The organism is Halotalea alkalilenta DSM 17697 (assembly GCF_000621205.1).
In the GTDB taxonomy this organism is placed as follows: domain Bacteria; phylum Pseudomonadota; class Gammaproteobacteria; order Pseudomonadales; family Halomonadaceae; genus Halotalea; species Halotalea alkalilenta.
Genome location: NZ_JHYY01000014.1, coordinates 56,422 through 76,760 on the forward strand (window position 1 = coordinate 56,422; position 20,339 = coordinate 76,760).

General features: G+C 67.3%; 19 protein-coding genes. 10 read left to right on the forward strand and 9 right to left on the reverse strand.

Annotated features, from left to right (window positions below; genetic code table 11):
- The first annotated feature begins 14 nt into the window (after nt 1-14).
- On the forward strand, nt 15-1,610 hold the full coding sequence (locus Q376_RS0101345) for an ABC transporter substrate-binding protein (protein ID WP_027348772.1): 1,596 nt from the start codon (nt 15-17) through the stop codon (nt 1,608-1,610).
- Nucleotides 1,603-3,054, forward strand: a complete 1,452-nt coding sequence (locus Q376_RS0101350; RefSeq protein WP_043445674.1) for an N-acyl-D-amino-acid deacylase family protein — start codon at nt 1,603-1,605, stop codon at nt 3,052-3,054. The genes Q376_RS0101345 and Q376_RS0101350 overlap by 8 nt, the downstream gene beginning before the upstream one ends.
- 16 nt (nt 3,055-3,070) lie before the next feature.
- Here Q376_RS0101350 and Q376_RS0101355 read toward each other — a convergent pair whose 3' ends face one another.
- Entirely contained in the window at nt 3,071-3,742 is a 672-nt protein-coding gene (locus tag Q376_RS0101355; protein WP_027348774.1) for a GntR family transcriptional regulator, read from the reverse strand.
- A gap of 152 nt (nt 3,743-3,894) precedes the next feature.
- On the opposite strand from Q376_RS0101355, the gene Q376_RS0101360 reads away from it, so the two are divergent.
- Nucleotides 3,895-4,677, forward strand: coding sequence for a LamB/YcsF family protein (locus Q376_RS0101360; RefSeq protein ID WP_027348775.1), 783 nt, complete (start codon nt 3,895-3,897; stop codon nt 4,675-4,677).
- 43 nt (nt 4,678-4,720) lie between these two features.
- On the opposite strand, the gene Q376_RS21000 is transcribed toward Q376_RS0101360, so the two are convergent.
- From Q376_RS21000 to Q376_RS0101390, 6 genes are all read right to left on the reverse strand, one after another.
- Nucleotides 4,721-5,671 (reverse strand): 5-oxoprolinase subunit C family protein, encoded by a 951-nt coding sequence (locus Q376_RS21000; protein WP_043445677.1) that lies wholly within the window; start codon nt 5,669-5,671, stop codon nt 4,721-4,723.
- Nucleotides 5,668-6,414: a 5-oxoprolinase subunit PxpB gene (pxpB, locus tag Q376_RS0101370; RefSeq protein WP_211266583.1), complete on the reverse strand. Its 747-nt coding sequence runs from the start codon at nt 6,412-6,414 to the stop codon at nt 5,668-5,670. Before pxpB ends, Q376_RS21000 begins: the two co-directional genes overlap by 4 nt.
- Nucleotides 6,390-7,688, reverse strand: a complete 1,299-nt coding sequence (locus Q376_RS0101375) for a TRAP transporter large permease (RefSeq protein ID WP_027348777.1) — start codon at nt 7,686-7,688, stop codon at nt 6,390-6,392. Before Q376_RS0101375 ends, pxpB begins: the two co-directional genes overlap by 25 nt.
- Nucleotides 7,685-8,260, reverse strand: coding sequence for a TRAP transporter small permease subunit (locus Q376_RS23855; RefSeq protein ID WP_052364839.1), 576 nt, complete (start codon nt 8,258-8,260; stop codon nt 7,685-7,687). Before Q376_RS23855 ends, Q376_RS0101375 begins: the two co-directional genes overlap by 4 nt.
- Nucleotides 8,257-9,252: a TRAP transporter substrate-binding protein gene (locus Q376_RS0101385; protein WP_043445680.1), complete on the reverse strand. Its 996-nt coding sequence runs from the start codon at nt 9,250-9,252 to the stop codon at nt 8,257-8,259. Before Q376_RS0101385 ends, Q376_RS23855 begins: the two co-directional genes overlap by 4 nt.
- Before the next feature lie 83 nt (nt 9,253-9,335).
- A complete protein-coding gene (locus Q376_RS0101390; protein WP_027348779.1) occupies nt 9,336-10,598 on the reverse strand; it encodes a Zn-dependent hydrolase in 1,263 nt (420 codons plus the stop codon).
- Nucleotides 10,599-10,874: 276 nt separating this feature from the next.
- Between Q376_RS0101390 and Q376_RS0101395 the strand changes: the two genes are divergently transcribed.
- Nucleotides 10,875-11,819: a 2-hydroxyacid dehydrogenase gene (locus Q376_RS0101395; protein ID WP_027348780.1), complete on the forward strand. Its 945-nt coding sequence runs from the start codon at nt 10,875-10,877 to the stop codon at nt 11,817-11,819.
- Nucleotides 11,820-11,936: 117 nt separating this feature from the next.
- On the opposite strand, the gene Q376_RS0101400 is transcribed toward Q376_RS0101395, so the two are convergent.
- Nucleotides 11,937-13,112 (reverse strand): aminotransferase-like domain-containing protein, encoded by a 1,176-nt coding sequence (locus Q376_RS0101400; RefSeq protein WP_245598881.1) that lies wholly within the window; start codon nt 13,110-13,112, stop codon nt 11,937-11,939.
- Nucleotides 13,113-13,325: 213 nt separating this feature from the next.
- Between Q376_RS0101400 and Q376_RS0101405 the strand changes: the two genes are divergently transcribed.
- The 6 genes from Q376_RS0101405 (at nt 13,326) to Q376_RS0101430 (ending at nt 18,911) form a co-directional block, all read left to right on the forward strand.
- Nucleotides 13,326-14,027, forward strand: a complete 702-nt coding sequence (locus tag Q376_RS0101405; protein ID WP_027348782.1) for a hypothetical protein — start codon at nt 13,326-13,328, stop codon at nt 14,025-14,027.
- A gap of 66 nt (nt 14,028-14,093) precedes the next feature.
- Entirely contained in the window at nt 14,094-14,804 is a 711-nt protein-coding gene (locus Q376_RS0101410; RefSeq protein WP_027348783.1) for a FadR/GntR family transcriptional regulator, read from the forward strand.
- 42 nt (nt 14,805-14,846) lie between these two features.
- Nucleotides 14,847-15,761, forward strand: a complete 915-nt coding sequence (locus tag Q376_RS0101415) for a LysO family transporter (RefSeq protein ID WP_027348784.1) — start codon at nt 14,847-14,849, stop codon at nt 15,759-15,761.
- A gap of 104 nt (nt 15,762-15,865) precedes the next feature.
- Complete coding sequence (locus tag Q376_RS0101420) at nt 15,866-17,266, forward strand: ATP-binding protein (protein WP_245598882.1); 1,401 nt, start codon at nt 15,866-15,868, stop codon at nt 17,264-17,266.
- A 56-nt stretch (nt 17,267-17,322) separates the two neighbouring features.
- The gene (locus tag Q376_RS0101425; RefSeq protein ID WP_027348786.1) at nt 17,323-18,024 is read left to right on the forward strand and encodes a response regulator; all 702 of its coding nucleotides are present in this window, start codon (nt 17,323-17,325) and stop codon (nt 18,022-18,024) included.
- A gap of 143 nt (nt 18,025-18,167) precedes the next feature.
- Nucleotides 18,168-18,911, forward strand: coding sequence for a hypothetical protein (locus Q376_RS0101430; RefSeq protein WP_027348787.1), 744 nt, complete (start codon nt 18,168-18,170; stop codon nt 18,909-18,911).
- Nucleotides 18,912-19,337: 426 nt separating this feature from the next.
- Here Q376_RS0101430 and Q376_RS0101435 read toward each other — a convergent pair whose 3' ends face one another.
- Nucleotides 19,338-19,994, reverse strand: coding sequence for a hypothetical protein (locus Q376_RS0101435; protein ID WP_027348788.1), 657 nt, complete (start codon nt 19,992-19,994; stop codon nt 19,338-19,340).
- Nucleotides 19,995-20,339: the final 345 nt, after the last annotated feature.

Consider the following 20,339-nt stretch of genomic DNA (forward strand, 5'->3'; position numbering starts at 1 on the left):
TGGAGCCTCGGCCGATGCCATCTTTTCTTCCTCCCGTGCTGCGACGCAGCCTCACCTCGCTGGCGGTCGCTGCTGCGCTGGCGACCCCCTCGGCCTTCGCCAACGCGTCGACCATCCATGCGGTGATGTCCTCGGCGCTCAGGGTGATGGATCCGATCGCCACCACCGCGCAGATCACCCGCAACCACGGCTTCATGATCTACGACACCCTGGTGGGGATGGACAACGAGTTCCAGCCGCGTCCGCAGATGGCCGACTGGACCATCTCGGATGATGGCCTGACCTATACCTTCCGTCTGCGCGACGGGCTCGAGTGGCACGACGGCACGCCGGTCACCGCGCGGGACTGCGTGGCCTCGCTTGAGCGCTGGGCACAGTACGACATCGGCGGCCAGATGATGATGGACTACGTCGAGAGCCTCACCGCCGAGGACGACCGCACCCTGGTGCTCAAGCTGTCGAGGCCCTTCGGCTACGTGCTCGATCTCCTCGCCAAGCCCTCATCGGTCGCCGCCTTCATGATGCCGGAACGGGTGGCCAAAACGCCCTACGGCCAGCAGATCAGCGAATTCACAGGCTCCGGCCCGTTCAAGTTCGTCGCCGACGAGTTCGTGCCCGGCAGCAAGGTGGTGTACGAGAAGTTCGAGGACTACGTGCCGCGCGAGGAGCCGGCGGACGGTACCGCCGGCGGCAAGCGGGTGATGGTCGACCGGGTCGAGTGGCTGACCATGCCGGACCACCAGACCGCGATCAACGCGCTGAGCTCCGGCGACGTCGACTTCATCGAACAAGTGCCGATCGACCTGCTGCCCTTGGTCGAGAACGACGACTCGCTCGAGGTCGGGGTATTCAATCCGCTCGGCTACCAGACCGGCGGGCGGATGAACTTCCTCTATCCTCCGTTCGACGATGTGCGTATCCGCCGCGCCGCGCTGCTCGCGCTCAACCAGCAGGACGTACTCGACGCACTGATCGGCAATCCCGAGTACTACCGGACCTGCGGAGCGATCTTCGGCTGCGACACACCGCTCGAAACCGATGTCGGTGCCGAATCGCTGCTCGAGGGCGGTAGACCCGACGAGGCTCGCGCGCTGCTCGAGGAGGCCGGCTACGACGGCACCCCGGTGGTGATCCTGCAGGCCACCGATGTCGCCACCCAGGCGCCGCCGCCGATGGTCGCCGCCAGCGCCTTGCGCAACGTAGGCTTCAACGTCCAGCTGACCCCGATGGACTGGCAGACCCTGGTCAGCCGGCGCGCCAACCAGGGCGCACCGGACCAAGGCGGCTGGAACATGTTCTTCACCTACTGGAACATCCAGACGGTGTGGAACCCAGTGGTCAACCCGATGCTCAACGGCAGCGGCCGCGAGGGCGCTTGGTTCGGCTGGCCGACCGACCCGGAGATGGACCAGATGCGGGTCGAGTTCGCCGAGGCGACCGATGAGACCGAGCGCCGCGAGATCGCCACCCGAATCCAGGCCCACGCCTACGACACCGTAAGCTACATCCCGCTCGGCCAGTACCGCGACGTCTCGGCTTGGCGAAAGGAGCTGAGCGCACCGCTCGAAGGCCCATCACCCGTGTTCTGGGGGATCGAAAAGAATGACTGACGCCTCGAAGTCCTACGACCTGCTGTTCCGCGGCGCCACCCTGGTCGACGGCCAGGGCGGCATGCCCTACGTCGCCGATCTCGCCGTGCGCGGCGATCGGATCATCGCGATCGGCGAACTCGACGACGCGCTCGCCGAGCGGGAGATCGATGCTCGCGGGCTCTGCCTCGCCCCGGGCTTCATCGATGTGCATACCCACGACGACAACCGCGCGATCGCCGCGCCCGAGATGCTCGAGAAGATCTCCCAAGGGGTCACCACGGTGATCGTCGGCAACTGCGGGATCAGCGCCTCGCCGATCGTGCTCGAAGCGGACCCGCCCGATCCGATGAACCTGCTCGGCCGGCGCGAAGCGTTTTGCTATCCGCGCTTCTCCGACTACGCCGAAGCCGTCGAGCAGGCCCGCCCGAGCCTCAACCTCGCGGCGCTGATCGGCCACACCACCCTGCGCGCCGGGGTGATGGACGCCTTCGACCGCCCGGCCACCGAGGCGGAGATCGAGATCATGGCCGGGCGCCTGCGCGAGGCGCTGCGCGAGGGGGCGATCGGGCTCAGTACCGGCCTCGCCTATACCAATGCCCGCCAGGCTCCATCGAGCGAGGTCGAAGCGCTGGTCAAGGTGGTCGGCGAGGAAGGCGGGATCTACACCACCCACATGCGTGACGAGGGCGCGGGCCTGATCGACTCGATCGAGGAGTCGCTAGCGACCGCAAGCGCGGGCAGGGCTGCGCTGGTGATCTCGCATCTCAAATGCATGGGCGCGGCCAACTGGGGCCGCTCGGCCGAGGCATTGAAGCGGCTCGAAGAGGGTGCCAGCGCCCAGCCGTGCAATTGCGACTGCTATCCCTATGCGGCGAGTTCGACCACGCTGGATACCTGGCGGGTCACCGATGAATTCGAGATCATGGTCACCTGGTCTGACCCGCATCCGGAGATGGCCAAGCGCACGCTTGCCGGCATCGCAGAGGAGTGGGGAGTATCGCTGCTCGAGGCGGCCGAGCGGCTGCGTCCGGCTGGCGCGATCTACCACAGCATGGAGGAGGCCGACGTGCGCCGGGTGCTCGCCCATCCGCTGTCGATGGTCGGCTCGGACGGGTTGCCATCCGACCCCAACCCTCATCCGCGGCTATGGGGCACCTTTCCCCGCGTGCTCGCCCACTACTGCCGCGAGCTCAAGCTGTTCCCGCTCAGCGAGGCGATACGCAAGATGACCGGCCTGTCCGCCGGCCGCTTCCAGCTGGAGGGACGGGGCGTGCTGCGCGAAGGCGCCTACGCCGACCTGGTGCTGTTCGACTTCGAACGCGTCGAAGATGTCGCGACCTTCACCGATCCGCGTCGCCAGTCGCCAGGCATCGAGCTGGTGGTGGTCAACGGCCAGGTCGGCTTCGAGCAGGGGCGCTCGGTGGGACGCAGCGGACGGCTGCTGCGCCGCGCCACCGGCTGAGCTCGGGCGCCTGGGTTCAGAGCGCGGTCAGTCGCTTGATGATGCTGAGCCTGACGTTGTCGATATGCTCGCTCATCCGCTGCCGCGCCAGCTCGACATCGCGCTCGCGCAGCGCGCTGAGGATGCCGAGATGTTCGTGGCAGCCGGGTTTGAAGCGCTCGGGCACGCGGTTCAAGTCGAATACGTAGGTCTTGAGCCGCAGGTCCATGATCAGCCGGGTGAGAAAGGCGTTGTTCGCCGCGCCGGCGATCGTGCCGTGCAGCGCGTCATCGACGCTGTGGTGGCGCTCGGGAGTGGGATGGGGATCGTCGATCAGCGCCGCGACATCCGCCATCAGGCGGTCGATCGTCTCGATCTCCAGGCGCTCGGCGGCGAACGCCGCCGCCTCGCCCTCGAGCAGCCGGCGAAGCTGCAGGATCTCCAGGTACTCGCGCACGCTCGGCTCCTTGACCGTCAGCAGCCCGCGCCCGCCACGCACCGCGAAGCCTTCGATCTCGAGCTTGTTCAACGCCTCGCGCACCGGCGTGCGCGAGATTCCCAGCGCCTCGGCCAGCGGACGCTCCTGCAGCAGGGTGCCGCCGCTCAGGTCACCGCACTGGATCATCTTCAACAGCTGGAAATAGGCCTCGTCGGCCAAGCTCCTCGGCTGCACCTGGCGGTTCAGCTCGGTGAGGTCGATCTGTTTCATGTGCTCTCCCTGGCGGATCGAGAAACCCGTGCATGCGCCTTGAGCGCGCCCGGAGCCAATGGTATATCCATGGTATACCAAAGCTTTCCCGAGCTTCCGATTTCTTCTTCGCGCTCACAAGACTACGAACGACGACAACCCCGGAGAATGGCATGCAGATCGACATCAATGCAGACATGGGCGAAAGCTTCGGCGCCTGGAAGATGGGCGACGACCAAGCGATGCTGGCGCTTGTGAGCTCGGCCAATGTCGCTTGCGGCTTCCATGCCGGCGACCCGCTGGTGATGGATCGCACCGTACGGGACGCACTCGCCCGGGGGGTGGACGTCGGTGCCCATCCGGGCTTTTTCGACCTCTGGGGCTTCGGCCGGCGGCGGATCGAGGGCCAGAGCGGTGCCGAGATCGAACGTATGGTGATCTACCAGCTCGGTGCGATGCGGGCGATCGCCGAGGCCGCCGGCCACCGCATGACCCACGTCAAGACCCACGGCGCGCTCGGCAACATGGCCTTCGTCGATGTCGAGCTGGCCGAGGCGGTGGTCGCGGCGATCCTCAAGGTCGACCCGACGCTCATGCTGCTCACCGCGCCGCTGACCGCGATCGAACGCGCGGCGCGCGGTGGCGGGCTCAAGATCGCCGCCGAAGTGTTCGCCGACCGCGGCTATGATGAACGCGGCCTGCTGCTGCCCCGCGGCCAGCCCGGCGCGATGATCGAGGATCCGCACCAGGCCGCCGAGCGGATGCTCGCCATGCTCGAGGAAGGCGCGATCATCACCGCCCAGGGCAATCGCCTGCCCTGCCCGATCGACAGCATCTGCGTCCACGGCGATGGCCCCTCGGCGGTGCCGATGGCAAGCGTCCTGCGTAAGCGGCTCGAAGCCGCCGGCCACCAGATCCTCCCGCTCAGCCGGATCGAGCGCCTGCAATCCGCCTGATCCACTTGGCGCTCGCGGGGTCTGAGCGTACTCGCATCGCGCCTCAGCCCAGCCTCTCAAGCAGCCGCGCCAGCTCGCGCGAGCGCCCGCGCCAGATATCCTCCCCCTGCTCCACCGAGACCGCCTCGAAGCCGAGCCGGTCCCCGGGGGCGAGCTGGCCCAAGCGGATCAGATCGGCGCGGATCACGGTGGCGATCTTCGGATAGCCGCCGGTGCTCTGGCGATCATGCATCGCGATGATCGGCTCTCCGCTGCCCGGCACCTGGATGCTGCCGGTCGCGATCGCATCCGAGACGATGTTGTGACCCGCGGCACATTGGATCGGCGGCCCTTCCAGGCGATAGCCCATGCGATCCGAGGAGGCGCCGATTCGATACTCGCTTGCAAGCCACCGCTCACGCTGCTCGGGGGCGAAATAGTCATGCTGGGGGCCGAGCACCACCCGGATCGGCCGCCGGTCGCGCTGGGGCAGCAGCCGGTCGCAGCGACGCAGCCGGTGGCGCGCCGCCGTTTCCTGCGCCTTGAGCAGGTCGCCGGCGACGAGACAACGGCCGTCCAGCCCGCCCAGCCCAGCGCGCAGCAGGGTCGCCCGGCTGCCGAGGCTGCTGCGGGCGGCGAAGCCCCCAGCGATCGCCAGGTAGCCGCGCGCACCGCTGCGCAGCCGGGGCAGGCTCAATCGATCCCCCGGCTCGAGCCAGTGGCTGCGGTAGGCATCGGACTCCTCGCCATTGATCTCGACTCGCGCATCGCCGCACACCGCGATCACGCAGGGCGCGCCCTCGACCAGCAGGCGAGGACCGACCAGGCTGAACTCGAGCGCAGTAGCGCCGACCGGGTTGCCCACCAGGGCGTTGGCGAGGGTGAAGCTCAGTTCGTCGAGCGGGCCCGAGGGCGGCACGCCGAACGCGCCCAGCCCGGGACGACCGGCGTCCTGGAGGCTCGCGGCCAGTCCAGGCGAAAGCACTCTCAGCCGGCAGCGACCGTTGACGCTCATACTGCCTCGCTCCATTGCCAATCCTCCTCGGCGCAGGCTTCGAAGGCGGCGAAACGCGCATGTTCGATCGGCACGAAGCGTACTTCGTCGCCGGCGTCGAGCAGGAACGGACGCTCGCGCTCGGGCTCGAAGGTACGCACCGGTGTGCGTCCGATCAGGTGCCAGCCGCTGGGCGCCGCCACCGAAGCGACCGCGGTCTGGGCACCGCCGATGCTGATGCTGCCCTCCGGCGTGAGCGATCGCGGCGAGTCGCGCCGCGGCGTATGCAGACTCGGGTCGAGCCCGCCGAGGTAAGCGAAGCCGGGCATGAAGCCGATCATGTAGATCCGGTAGATCCTCGCTGCGTGGCGCTCGACCAGCTGCGCCGGGGAGAGTCCATGGCGCTCGGCCAGCGGCTCGAGATCGATGCCATATTCGCCGCCGTAGCAGACCGGGATCCGCCAGCGCCGGGCCGCGCCCGGCACGCTGGCAATCCGATCGAGCAAGGCCGGCAAGCGCGCCAGCAGCTCAGCCTGGCGCACCACGCAGCTGTCGTAGAACACCGCCAGCGACCGATAGGTCGGCACCAGTTCCAGTACGCCTGCCAGCTTCGCTTCCTCGATCGCCCGCGCGGCGGCGCGAACCCAGGCGTTGACCTCGGACTCGATACGCTCGCCGCAGTCGACCAGCACCCCGCCGTCACCGATCGGCACCAGCCGGTAGTCGATCGCCGCCACCTTCAACCCAGCCGATTCGGCAGCCACGTGACGATCTCCGGCACCAGCGCAAGGCCTAAGGTGAACAGCACCATGATCACGAAGAACGGCAGTACCGCGCGCGTAAGCGTCGCGATGCTCAAGCCGGTGATGCCGTTGATCACGAACAAGTTGAAACCCACCGGCGGAGTGATCTGGGCCATCTCGACCACCAGGATCAGGAACACCCCGAACCAGATCGGGTCGAACCCGGCCTGGATCACCAGCGGCAGGGTGATCGGCAGGGTCATGACGATGATCGACATGCCCTCGAGCACGGTGCCGAGCAGGATGTAGAACACCAGCAGCAGCAGGATCAGCATGAAGGGCGAAAGCCCCAGATCGCTGATCGCCCCGGAGATGGTGCGCGGGATCGAGAGAAAACCCATCGCCACCGACAGGAACACCGCGCCGACGATGATCAACCCGATCATGCTGGTCACCTGCGCCGCGCCGAGCAGCGCATCCCACAGCGTCCGTGGGTTCAGGCAGCGCTGCAGGGCGCCGACGACCAGCGCGCCGAACACACCTATCGCCCCCGCCTCGGTGGGCGTAGCGAAGCCGCCGAGCATGCTGCCGACGACGAAGCCGATCAACAGCACCACCGGGGCGAGCTGGCCCAGCGCGCGTACGTAGTCCCTGAACGCCGGGCGCGCACCCTCGCGCGGCGGCAGCCGCTGCGGGTAGATCATCGCGGTCGCGCCGGTATAGAGCATGAAGCAGAGCGCCAGCAGCAGCCCTGGAACGATCCCGGCCATGAACATCTTGAGGATCGAGACCTGGGCCAGCACCCCGTAGATGATCATAATCGTGCTCGGCGGAATCAAGAAACCGAGGGTGCCGGCGCCGGCCAGGCCGCCCGCGGCGGTACGGGCATCGTAACCGCGGGCGATCAGCTCGCTCGAGGTGATCCGCCCGACCGTCGCGGTGGTCGCCGCCGATGATCCGGAGATCGCCGCGAACAGCGTGCAGCCCAGGATGTTGGTGTGCAGAAGCCGCCCGGGGATGCGATCGACCCAGGGAGCGAGGCCGTCGAACAGCAGCTTGGTCAGCCGGGTACGGAAGAGGATCTCCCCCATCAGGATGAACAGCGGCAGCGCCACGAGCTCAGGCCCGGTGACCGTGTTCCACACCGTCTGCGACAGCAGCCGCTCGACCGGCATCATCGGCCGGAAGACCTCGAGCAGCACCACACCGACCCCGGCAAGGCCCGCCCCCACCCACACCCCCGCCGAGAGCAGCAGCAGGATGCAGCCCAGAAGCGTCAGCAGAATCGCGCTCATGACATCGTCTCCAGCCGGCGTTCATCGAAATTCAGCAGCCTCGGCGCGACGCACAGCACCAGCACGCGCAGCAGCAGCTGGATCTCCCATACCACCAGCCCGAGCAGGATCGCGAGCCGTGGCCAGACCAGCGGGAACTGCTCGGAGGTGCTCGACACCACCCCGTTGGCCCAGCTCTGCCAGGTCATGATCGAGAACGCATGGACCAGCTGGCCGACCACCAGCACCGCGATCAGCGTGGCGACCAGGTCCAGCGCCCGCCGCATCCGGGGACCGGCGTGTTCGAGCAGCAGCATGATGCGGATGTGGCGACCGTTACGCAGGGTCCAGCCGCTGCCGAGGAAGATCACCGCGCCAAGCAGGTAGCCGCTGATCTCCCAGCTGAAGCCCAGGCTGCGGGAGAAAAGGTTGCGGGCGACGATCTCGGCCAGCATCAGCACGAACAGCGAGGCCATCGCCACCGCAGCGAGTGCCGCGGCGGCCTGGCTCAGCCGGTGGCCGCCCCGCACCAACCGTCGAACCAGCGTGTCGAGACCGCTGGGCGCGACGGCGGTGGCAGGCTGCTCGCTCATTGATCACGCGCCTCGAGATAGGCTCCGATCAGCGCATCGGCGTCGCTCCCCGCGCTCTGACGGAAGGCCTGCCACTGCGGCTGCGCCGCTTCGGACAGCGCCGCGGAGAAGGCCTCGTCCGGGGCGCTGACCTCGATGCCCCGCTCGACCAGGAGCGCCGTGGCGCTGTCGTCCTCGTCCTTGGAGGTCTGCTGGTAGACCGGCTGGCGCTCGGCCGCCAGCGACTCGATCGCCGCACGCTGGGTTTCACTGAGTGCGTTCCAGGCGTCCAGGTTGACGCTCAGCACATCGGGCGCCAGCTGCCAATCGAGCTTGTTGAAGTACTTGGCGAAGTCCCAGAAGCTGCCGTCGACGCCCGAGGGGCTCGAGGTGGCGACACCGTCGATCGCCCCGGAGGCGAAGGCGGGAATCACCTCGCCCCACGGCATCTGGATCGGCGAAGCGCCCAGCGCGTTGAAGAAGTCGGTGCCGTTCTTGTCCACCGTGCGCAGCCGCAGCCCGCGAAGATCGTCGACCTTCTCCACCGGACGATTGCTGAATACCCCCTGCCCCGGCCACGGCACGGTATAGAGGAACTTCTGGTTGAACTGGGCGGCGACGCCTTCGTAGTAAGGCCAGGCCATCGACCGCAGCAGCGCGGCGTCCTCGGGGTTGCGGGTGAGATAGGGCACCGACTCGACGCCGAGCAGCGGCGCATCGCCGACCTGCTGGGTGAGCAGCATGTCGGCGCCCTGGATGATCCCGTCGCGCACCGAGGTGAGCAGCTCAGGCCCCCTGAGACCGAGATCTCCCCCGGCATGGACCTCGATCATCACCTCGCCATCGGTGACCTCCTCCACCCGCTCGGCGAAGTCACGCAGGTTCTTGACGTGGAAATTGCTCTCCGGCCACGGGGTGACCACCGTCCAGGTGGTGGCCGCCTGGGCGGTGGTGACGAGACTCGCGCCAAGCAGCGCGCCGCCGATCAGGCGGTTGGCAAAGATCGTTCGCATGAAAACTCCAGGATCGTCGTTATGGTTGTCTACACTGCCCTGCCGGCGGCGCGCACTGGCGCCGACGGCCGTCGTCGAAGCGCTCATTGCGCCAGGACCTCGGCGAGCACCGCGCTCGCATCGAAGAAGTCATCCAGCTCCATCGCTTCGAAAGGGTTGTGGCTGCCGTGCTGGTTGCGCACGAACAGCATCGCGCTCGGCACCCCCTGATGGGAGAAGGTCGCCGCGTCGTGTCCGGCACCGCTCGGCAGCGTCGGCGGCGCAAGCCCGGCTCGTTCGGCCGCCTCGCGCAGCAGTCGGCGCAGCGTCGGATCCATCCGCGCCGCCCTGCTCGAGGTGCGCTCGCCAAGCTCAGCCCTGACGCCGCGCTCGCGCTCGATCCGGGCGAGCATCGCCGCTAGCGCCTGCTCGATCTCGGCAAGCGTCTCCTCCCGCTCGCTGCGCACATCGAGGCAGAAGCCGAGCTCGCCAGGGATCTTGCTGAAGGCATCCACCGTCGGGTCGGTATGCACCTGTCCGCAGGTGATCGTCGCCCGCTCGCCGCGGCGCTCGAGATCGCTCCACAGCGCGTCGAGCTCGCCGACCAGCGCGGCGAAGGCGAACACCGTATCCTGGCGCAGCTCGCGCGGCACCGCGCCGGAGTGGCCATGGGCCCCGAGCAGGCGCGCACGGCGATAGCGAAAGCTGCCGCTGATCCCGCTGACCACCCCGAGCGGCACGCCGAGATGTTCGAGCAGCGGCCCCTGCTCGATGTGCAGCTCGATGAAGCCGTGCAGGCGAGCGGGGTCGAGCCAGGCCTCGCCAGCGGCGACCCGCTCGGGATCGCCACCGCAATCGCGAAGGTGATCGGCCAGCGAGCGGCCGCTATCGGCCCGGGTCAGCCGCAGCGCCTCGGCGTCGAGCATGCCGAAGGCGGCGCGGCTGCCAGGATAGGAGAGCGGGAACCAGGTGCTCTCTTCGGCACGAAAAGCGGCGACCACCACGTCGCGCAGCGGACGCCGGCCTTCGGCGGCCAATTTGGCCAGCGCGCACAGCGGTGCGATCACCCCGGCGGCACCATCGAAATTGCCGCCGTGGGGCACCGAGTCCAAATGAGAGCCGCTGACCCACATCGGCAGCGCGGGGGAGGCACCGGCGAAGCGGCAGTAGAGATTGGCCGCCGCGTCCCGCTCGATCGAGCCGCCGAGCGACTGCGCTGCGCTGGCGATGGTCTCGAAGGCGCGCTGCTCGCCGTCGCCGTAGGCGTCGCGGGTGATGCCCGGCGGATCGCAGCCGATCTCGGCGAGCGCGCCGAACAGTCGCTCAGCGAGGAGCCGCGGGTCGGATGGAGGACTGGCCTGCCACATTGCACTGGCCTCATGCAGCTGGATGATGGAGAACAGAGCGAGAGAAGGAGCCGCGCATTGCACCAACATGGCGCCAAACTGCGATCGGCCTGCACCGCCACAGCCCGCCAACCTCGCCGCAAGGCGCGGTGAAAGCCTGCAGTGCCGGGCATTGCCGCTCCCCTTTACGCACTGCGGTGCAAATACCATACCACTGGTATACCATCGAAATATCCACACCCGCCCGCGTGCGCCGAGCGTCGACGCAGCCCACCTGACCAGGAGCCTTGGCCGACCATGCCCTCCAACGTGCTGATGACCTTCTCGCTTCCCGCCGACTTCATCGCCGAACTCGAAAGCCGCTATCGGCTGCTCGGTCCGCTAGCGCGCATGGAGCCCTCGGCGCTGCCGCCGGGAAGCGACAAGGTGCGGGCGATGATCACCAAAGGGGGGCTGCCGATCGACGCAGCACTGCTCGATGCGCTGCCCGCGCTGGAGCTGATCGTCTGCTACGGCACCGGCTTCGATCGTATCGATCTCGACGCTGCCGCCGAGCGCGGGGTGCGGGTGGCCAATGCGGGCGACGCCAACGCCTCGAGCGTCGCCGAGTACGCGACCGGCCTGATGCTGGCCGGGGTACGGGGTATCGTCGCCGCCCACGACTACGTGCGCGACGGCCGCTGGCAGGGCAATGGGTTCTCCGCGCTGCCGCTCTCCGCTGGACTGGTCGGCCGTCGCTTGGGCATCTACGGGCTGGGCGAGATCGGCCGCCGGGTGGCGAGCCGCGCGCAGGCCATGGAGATGGAGATCGGCTATTACGGTCGCGCACCGCGTCCCGACGTGGCGTATCGCTACCTGCCGAGTCTCGAGGCGCTGGCCGAGTGGTGCGACGTGCTGATGGTCACGGTGCGCGCCGGGGCCTACAACCGCCATGCGGTGAACCGTGAAGTGATGGCTGCGCTGGGCAGCGAAGGCTATCTGGTCAATGTCTCGCGCGGCTACGTGGTCGATGAGACCGCGCTGATCGAGGTACTCGAGCAGGGCATCCTCGGCGGCGCCGCGCTCGATGTGTTCGAGCACGAGCCCGAGGTGCCGGAGGCGCTGAAACGCAGCCCGCGGATGCTGCTCAGCCCGCATATCGCACCGCTCACCCACCAGGCCCAGGGCGCCCAGCGCCAGCGCGCCCTCGACAACCTCGCCGCACTCCATGCCGGCGAACCGCTCAGCTGCCTGGTGCGCTGAACAAAGCGCGAAAGACCGCGGCAGCCTCACCGCCCGGCTGATGCGCCAGCATCAGCAGGCTTGGGCTCGCACTCATTTCTGGCCCGGCGAAACCGGCCTGATCGAGCCTGAGCGTCTCTAGATCTCAAGCCCTACGACGCTTGCCGGCTCTGCCTCGAGCATCTCGCCAAGCAGCGCGCCGAGACGCGCGATGCCCGCGTCGATACGCAGCTCATCGACGGTGACGAAGGCGAGCCGCAGGGTGTTGAGCTCGGCGTGGTTGGCATAGAAAGGCGCGCCGGGCACGAAGGCGACTTCTTCCGCGATCGCACGTTCGAACAGCAGGCTGGCGTCCACTCCCGCCGGGAGCTCGACCCAGATGAACATCCCGCCTTCGGGGCGATTCCAGCGCACGCCCTGCGGCATGTGCCGCGCCAGCGCGTCCAGCATCGCCGCGCAGCGCCGGGCATAGAGCTTGCGCACCTGCGGCAGGTGACGCTCGAGCAGTCCGTCCTTGACCGCCTCGAAGACGATCCGCTGCGTAAGCCCGGCGGTGTGGAGATCGCTCGCCTGCTTGAGCTGGACCAGCTTGTCGATCACCTCGACCGGACCGACCACGTAGCCCAGCCGCATCCCCGGAGAGAGCACCTTGGAGAACGACCCCAGGTACAGGGTGTTGTGCGGTGCCAAAGAGAGCAGGCTGGGAAGATGCGCTCCTTGGTAGTCGAGCTCGCCGTAGGGATCGTCTTCGACCAGGGTCAGCCCGCGCCGCTCGGCCAGCGCCGCAAGCGCCTGCCGGCGCGCCAGCGGCAGCCGACGCCCGGTGGGATTCTGGAAGTTGGGGATCGTATAGAGGCACTTGGCACCGTCGAGCAGCGCCTCGTTCAAGGCCTTCGGCTCGAGCCCCTGGTCGTCGCTCGGCAGCGAGACGAAATCCGGCTCGTAGAGCCGCAACGCCTGCAGCGCGCCAAGATAGGTCGGGGTCTCGACCAGCACCCGGTCGCCCGGGTCGATCAATGCCTTGCCGATCAGGTCGAGCGCCTGCTGGGAGCCGGTAGTCAGCAGCACCTGGCGGGGGTCGATGCGTGCGCCATCGCGCGAAAGTCGCGCGGCGATCCACTCGCGAAGCGGCGCATAGCCCTCGGTGGTCGCATACTGCAGGGCGGATTCGGCGTCGTCACCTTCGAATACCCGGCGGCTCGCCTCGCGCAGCGCCTCGAGCGGGAAGCTCTCGACCGCGGGCAGGCCGCCGGCGAAGGAGATCACCTCGCGACGCTCGGTGACCTTGAGAATCTCTCGAACCGCTGAGCTCACGCTGCCTAGTGCTCGTCGTGCGAATCGCCACTCCATCTTCATTGCTCCTCGATCGGATCGGCGGGGACTCCCTTCGATCGATTCTAAGCAGAGGCCGGCGAGGACCGAAAGGGCAGTGCTCGAAAACTCATGAGTGAACCCATACGCCTTGGCGGCGTCAGAGCATGCAGACGTCCACGCCTTTGCCCCCACCCCACCGCAGGGAGCGCACCGATGATTCGACCGCCTCGCGCCGCAACGTTGGGGCTCGCCATGCTGTTGACCGGGCTTGCGAGCATGGCCCATGCAGAACCGCGGCCGCCCTACCCGTTCACTGCCGAGTATCGGCTCAAGGCCGGCGGCTGGCCCCAGGCGACCGTCGAGCAGCGCTTGGAGCGTCGGAGCGACGGCGAGTGGAGCAGCCTGATGACGGCTTCGGCCAGCATCGCGAGCGGGCGCGAGTATGGGCAGTTCCACCTGGACGAGGATGGCGATCGCCTGGTCGCCGATGACTTCCAAAGCCGCTACCGGCTGTTCGGCTTCGGCAAGGACTATCGTTTCGATCCCGAGCGAAGCAAAGGCCTGCCCGACCGGCAGACCGCGCTGATCGAGATCGGCCGCCGCCTCGACGATCCCCAATGCCAAGGCGAGCGGACGACGCCGTGCCGGGTGGACTATCTCGACCACCGCCAGCGCACCCGCAGCCTCGAGTACCGCGTCGTCGCCACCCCGACCATCGACACCGCGCTTGGCCGCTGGCCTACGGTGCAAGTCGAGGCACGCGACCCACGCCATCCAGATCGGCGTTTCGACTTCTACGTCGATCCCCGCTACCCCGGACTGATGGTCAAGGTCGACTACTACAAGCATGACGCACTCGACAGCCAGCTGTGGCTGACCGCCTTCACCCCCGCCGCGATCGACGCCCCACGCTGAAACCGGACGAGCCCGTGCTAGACTTTGCGGCCAGCCTCCGAGTCGAGCCGACGAGTATCCGTATCGATGTCCTCCAGCCCACCCGCCCGCAAGCATCGCCATGCCGAGATCATTCGCGATCTTGGCGCTCGGATCGTGACTTCCGAGCTTGCGCCGGGCGAGCGCCTGCCACATGAAAGCGAGATGCTCGCCACCTATGGCGTGAGCCGGCCGGTGCTGCGCGAGGCGCTGCGGGTACTGGGCGCCAAGGGGCTGGTGCATGCCAAGCCCAAGGTCGGCTCGGTGGTTCGCCCACGCGCCGAATGGCACCTGCTCGACCCGGACGTGCTCGGCTGGATGGTCGGCGCGGAGCTTTCGACCGGGCTGTTCGAGGATCTGTTCGCGGTGCGCTTGATCATCGAGCCCGCCGCCGCCGCGCTGGCCGCGACGGCGGCCAGCAGCGACGAGCTCGAGGCGATCGAGTCGGCTTTTTCGAAGATGAGCAGGGCCCGCTCGCGACGCGACCGGCTTGCACCGGACCTGGAATTCCACGTCCGTATCGCCCGTGCCACCCACAATGACCTGCTCGCCCACCTGTGCCAGATGCTGTCCAAGGCGCTTGGGGAGTCGATCAAGGTATCGAGCCGCCGGCTCGATCGCGAAAGCCAGTCGCTACCGCGCCATCGCGCGATCCTCGATGCGCTGCGTGCACGTGATCCCGAAGCCGCTCGAGTCGCCTCGTTCGCCCAGGTCGAGGGCGCCCGCGACGATTTCCTCGACGTGCTCGGTGATCGCTGACCCCCTCCCCCTATCTCTTTACCACTGCCTGGATCGACCCGGATGAGTGCTGGTCTGCTTCTGATGCTGCTCCCCTTGCTGCTCGGCTATCTGCTGCCGCCGCGCGGTCCGCGTTTCGAACACGCCGTCGGACGGCTGCTCGAGCTCATCGTCTACTTGATCCTCGCCCTGATGGGCGCGAGCCTCGCCGGACTCGACGACCTCGGTCGCCAGCTCGGGCGCATCGGCCTGCAGGCAGCGACGCTGTTCGTGATCCTCGCCGTCTGCAACCTCGCCGCGCTGTGGCTGCTGGTGGGCAGGCGCGGCGCCAGCGAGCAGGACGCCAGCGCCTTCGTCCCCAGCTCGGGGCTTGCGGCCTCCTTGGGCGGCTCGGTGATACTGCTTCTCGCCGTGGCGGCCGGCACCTTCGCGGGGCTCCTCCTCCCGCCGCTCGCCGAGCATGCGGGCAGCGCTGCCGAAGCCGCGCTCTACCTGCTGCTGGGCCTGATCGGCCACCAACTGCGCCACGCCGACATCTCGCTCAAGCGGGTGCTGCTCAACACGCTCGGCGTGCGGATCGCCATCGCCCTGGTGTTCAGCTCGCTGGTCGCGGGAGCGATCGCCGCGCCGCTGCTCGGGCTGCCGGTGCACCAAGGCATGGCGCTGGCCTCGGGCTTCGGCTGGTACTCGCTCTCAGGCATCCTGATCAGTGACCAGCTCAGCGCGTTCCATGGGGGAATCGCCTTCTTCAACGATCTCGCCCGCGAGCTGCTCGCGGTGCTGCTGCTGCCGCTGCTGATCCGCCATACCCCAGGCACCGCGATCGGCTACTGCGGCGCCACCGCGATGGACGTCACCCTACCGCTGATTCGACGCGCCGGCGGACTCTCCTGCGTGCCGGTCGCGCTGGTCAGCGGCTTTTTGCTCTCGGCGCTGGCGCCACCGCTGATGCTGACGCTGCTGGCGTTCACAGGCTGAGCGATGTCTTGCACATTGATTGTGCTACTTCGGTCGCCGGCATCCCCTAGACTGTGCCAACCGCAACCCGGTTCGCCGTGCTTCCACCGTCAACGATGGCCGCCATGCTGAGTCGCCTGAGCATCAAGCTGTTCTTCACCATCCTGCTGGTCAACCTGCTGATCAGCGGGGTGATCTACTTTTCGGTCGCACGCAGCATCGACCAAGGGTTCCTCGAGTACATCAAGCGCGGCCAGCAGCATCAGGTCGAGGCCTTGGTGGAGGTGCTCGGCGAGCGCTGGTCGGTCGACCGCAGCTGGTCGTGGCTGCGCGGCCGAGGCGCCTGGGAGCAGACCCTGCGCGACTCGATGGGCACGCGCCCGGGTGATCCGTTGGATATGCCGCCGGAGCCACCGGACAATGCGCCGCCCTTCATCCCGCCGCTTTCCGATCCGCGCCAGTTCGTGCTCTACGACGCGGACGGCCGCCGTCTCGAGGGCCGGCGACCGCCCAACGAGGCGTTCGAACGCGTGCCTATCGTGGTCGCCGGCGAGACCGTCGGTGCGCTCGGCTACCCAACCGCCGAGCACGTCTCGACCACCCTCGACCGGATCTTCCTGCGTAACCAGCTGCGCAACCTGGCGGTGATCCTGCTCGCACTGCTGCCCGCCTCACTGGTGCTCGCCGCGGGGATCGCGCTATGGCTCGGCAGGCGCGCGCGTTTGATGGCGCTGGCCGCGCAGTCGCTGACCCTCGGCGATTATCGGGTCAGGCTGCCGACCCAGGGCCAGGACGAGCTGTCGCGGCTGTCCAGCGACATCAATACGCTCGCCCGCACCCTCGAGCAGAATCGCGCGGCTCGGCGCCGCTGGGGTGCCGACATCGCCCACGAACTGCGTACGCCGCTGGCGATCCTGCGCGGCGAGCTGGAGGCGATGCAGGACGGGGTCAGGCCGATGAACGTCGACAATCTGCGCTCGCTGAGCCAGGAGGTCGAGCTGCTCAGCCGGCTGGTCAACGACCTGCGCCTGCTCGCCCAGACCGACACCCACAGCCTGGACGCGCCGCTGGAGCGGCTCGACCTCGGCGAGCTGCTCTCGACCCAGCTCGAGGAGCGCCGCCATGCCTTGGAGAACGCGGGCTTCGAACTCGAGACCCGGATCGAACAGCGTATCCACATCCAAGGGGCACCCTATCGGCTGCGCCAGCTGTGGCGTAATCTGCTGGACAATTCCCAGGCCTACACCGACACGCCCGGGCGCATTCGGGTCACGCTCCAGGCGACGCGCACCCACGCGGTGGTGAATTGGGAGGACTCGGCACCCGGCGTGCCGGTCGATGCCCTCGACCGCTTGACCGAACGGCTCTTCCGCCTGGATGCCTCGCGCAACCGCCAGCGCGGTGGCAGTGGCCTGGGGCTTTCGATCGCACAGGCACTGGTCGAGCTCCATGGCGGTACGATGCGGGCCTCCGCCGCGCCATTGGGTGGCCTGCGCTGGACCGTCCACCTGCCGCTGGTCGAGTGAATGCATGTTTCGTCAAGATTACCAACGCGCGGGCGTCAGCGCGGATCGCACGAGAGGTGAACGAGGTGAGTGACATCCTGATCGTCGAGGACGAGCCGAAGATTGCCGAACTGGTCTCCGACTACCTGAAGAGCGCGGGCTACACCGCCACCCACATCGCCCACGGCGACGAAGTGCTGCCGTGGCTCGAGCATCATGCGCCGAAGCTCGTGCTGCTCGACGTGATGCTGCCAGGACGAGATGGGCTGACCCTGTGTCGAGAGATACGCCACCGCTCGCCCCAGATCGGCATCATCATGCTCACCGCCCGGGTGGAGGAGATCGACCGCTTGCTAGGCCTCGAGATCGGCGCCGACGACTACATCTGCAAACCGTTCAGTCCGCGCGAGGTACTGGCGCGCTGCAAGGCGCTGCTGCGTCGAATGGAGAGCAGCGAAGAGCAGGGTCCCGAGGTAGCGGCCAAACAGGGGCTGGTGCTCGACCCGCAGGGCTGGCGCGCGCTCGCCGACGGGCAGGATCTCGGGCTCACCGCGATCGAGTTCCAGCTGCTCAGCGTGATGATGCAGAACCCGGGGCGGATCTACTCCCGCGAGCAGTTGATGGAGCAGATGTATCGCGACCACAGGATCGTCTCCGAGCGCACCGTCGACAGCCACGTGAAGAAGCTGCGCAAGAAGATCGCGGACGCTTGGCCTACCAGGGAGATCATCCACTCGGTCTACGGCGTCGGCTACAAGTACAGCCCCGAACCACGTTGAGCCGAATGCACCAGTATCGTCCGGTGGTGACCAATTGCTGCACCATTGATGGGGATTCTTCCACGCTGACTGCATACTGGTTGCATCACTCCCTCGGATACTGGCACCAACGCCATGAGGCGTCAGTACCGAGGAGTATCAGCATGAAGAAGACCCTACTTGCCCTGGCGGTCGCCGCAGCGACCCTTTCCTCCTTCGCTCAAGCCCAGTCGCCTACCGATGATCAGATGTCGCGAGGCAACCCGCTCAAGCAGGCGGTGGTGGCGAGCTGGCATCTCGATGCCGATCAGACTAGCGCCCTGTCTAGCGCCGATGCGGAATTTCGCGCTCAGCGCCAACAGCTGCGCGATCAGCGCGACGAAGCGGCTTCACCGCAAGCGCACCGGCAAGCGATGGACGAACTGCTCGAACAGCAGCGCACGCGCCTCGCACAGATTTTGGATGCCGAACAGCAGCGCGCCTATCTGATGCTCGAGCGGCCGATGCCCGGGCAGCACGGGCCGGAGCGCCCGCGCCTCGATCCTGAACGCCTGACGCAGGATTTCGAGCAGCGTTTCACCCCGCTGATGGAAAGCTGGAATCTCGACCCGGCGAGCCGCGAACAGGTAGTGAGCGCGCAGCGCACCTTCATCGAAGGGCTTAAGGCCCAGCATCCGCAGCGCGCAGACAAGCCCGGCCCGCGTGAGCAGGGCGAGGACAAGGGTGATCGTCGCGAAGCGCGCAAGGCCGCGTTCGAGCAGCTCTTGGCCCAGCGCCACGAAGCCTTGGCCGAGGTGCTGGACGCCGACCAGCTCGCCGCCTTCGAGGCGCTGACCCAGCCGCCGCGCCCGATGCATCACGGCGAAGCCGGGCCAGCCCCGGCGGAGCTCCCGCCCAGTCAGGGCTGATCCGACCCCAACCCCGCAAAAAGGCGCGCCCCAGGGCGCGCCAGATTAATGACAAACCCCTTTTGACCTAGCGACGCTCTCGATCCTGGCGAGTCGAGAACCGTTTGGGCCCTAACCCACCTCTTGCTCGCTTAGATGCGAGGGGCGGACCCCTCGCGCTCCCCCTGACAGGGGACGCGCCGCCACGAGATCGCGAAACCCTGGCCGATCAATCGCTTGCCCTCGGGTCGGCGCGCATGGACATCCCTGTCCGGGCGCGCCTTTTGCGACATCCATGTCGCAAACCCCGGGGCAATCGATTGCCGGCCAGCGCGCTCTCGGAGGCGGCTGGAAGCCATCGTGACATCTTGGAATACTTTGTCAGCAGTCTGAGGCGCGCCCCAGGGCGCGCCTTTTTTCTCCCCGATTTTTTCCCCGACTCCCCAATCAAGCCACCCTGCCACCGCCGTGCGAACGCTGGTGCAGCTGCTCATCGACGAAACTCGCTTCACTCACTGCACGATAGTTTCCACCGCGCCCCTGGGAGAGGCATTTGACCAGCACCAGTCGCTCGCCAAGCGCGAAGCGGGTCGGCGGCTTGGCACTCACTCGCAGGGTCTTACCGTCGGTGCCATCGAGCGGTCGCGCTTCATACTCGTCCGGGCCGACCTGACCGATCACCTCCACCCGCGATCCGAGACGGCACCGCGTGGCGCCCAGCCTGGTCGCGAGCGGGCGCAACATGCCTACCAGCGGGCGGGCGAGCTGGATCGCGATGGTGGTCACCAGCCAGATCTCGACGATGCCGACGAGAATCCCCATCATGCCAAGATCGAACCAGCGCATCACCAACGCCTGGATCAGGAAGCTGATCACCGTCGCCAGGATGCAGACCAGGCTCAGCGACAGGCTGACCGGCACGCCGCCAAGGCCCAGCGAACGAAATACGCATGCCAGGTGGCGCTCTTTCAGACTGATGGGATCGAACAGCTCGGCTTTCACCAGACGAGTCGCCACCAGCGCCCAATAAAGCAGCGAAATGGCCGAGAGAGCGGCGAACAGGAACACGGGAAAGGTCATCAGGGTATCGATGAAAGCGTCCATCATCCACCTCCTCAGTCGACTGGCGAACGATCAGGGCGAGTAACGCGCAGTGAGCACCTCGTTCACCTGGGCAGCTCGTCGACCACGACCTATGATGGTTGGGCCACGAGCCTGCTTCGTGCCCTCCGCACTACCAGTATAGGAAACCTTAATGTCGATTGGTGTGGTACTTTCGCAGGGTTCAGCTGAGGCGAAACAATTCGTTCCATAAGTGGAATCGAGGTTGAACAGGTAATTACAATCAAGTATTTTTATTGATTGAACGATCAATAAAACACACCCACGTCGCTGGAACGACCGCGCACACCCGCCATGACGGGTGTGCGGGCTCCGAGCGCCGATACA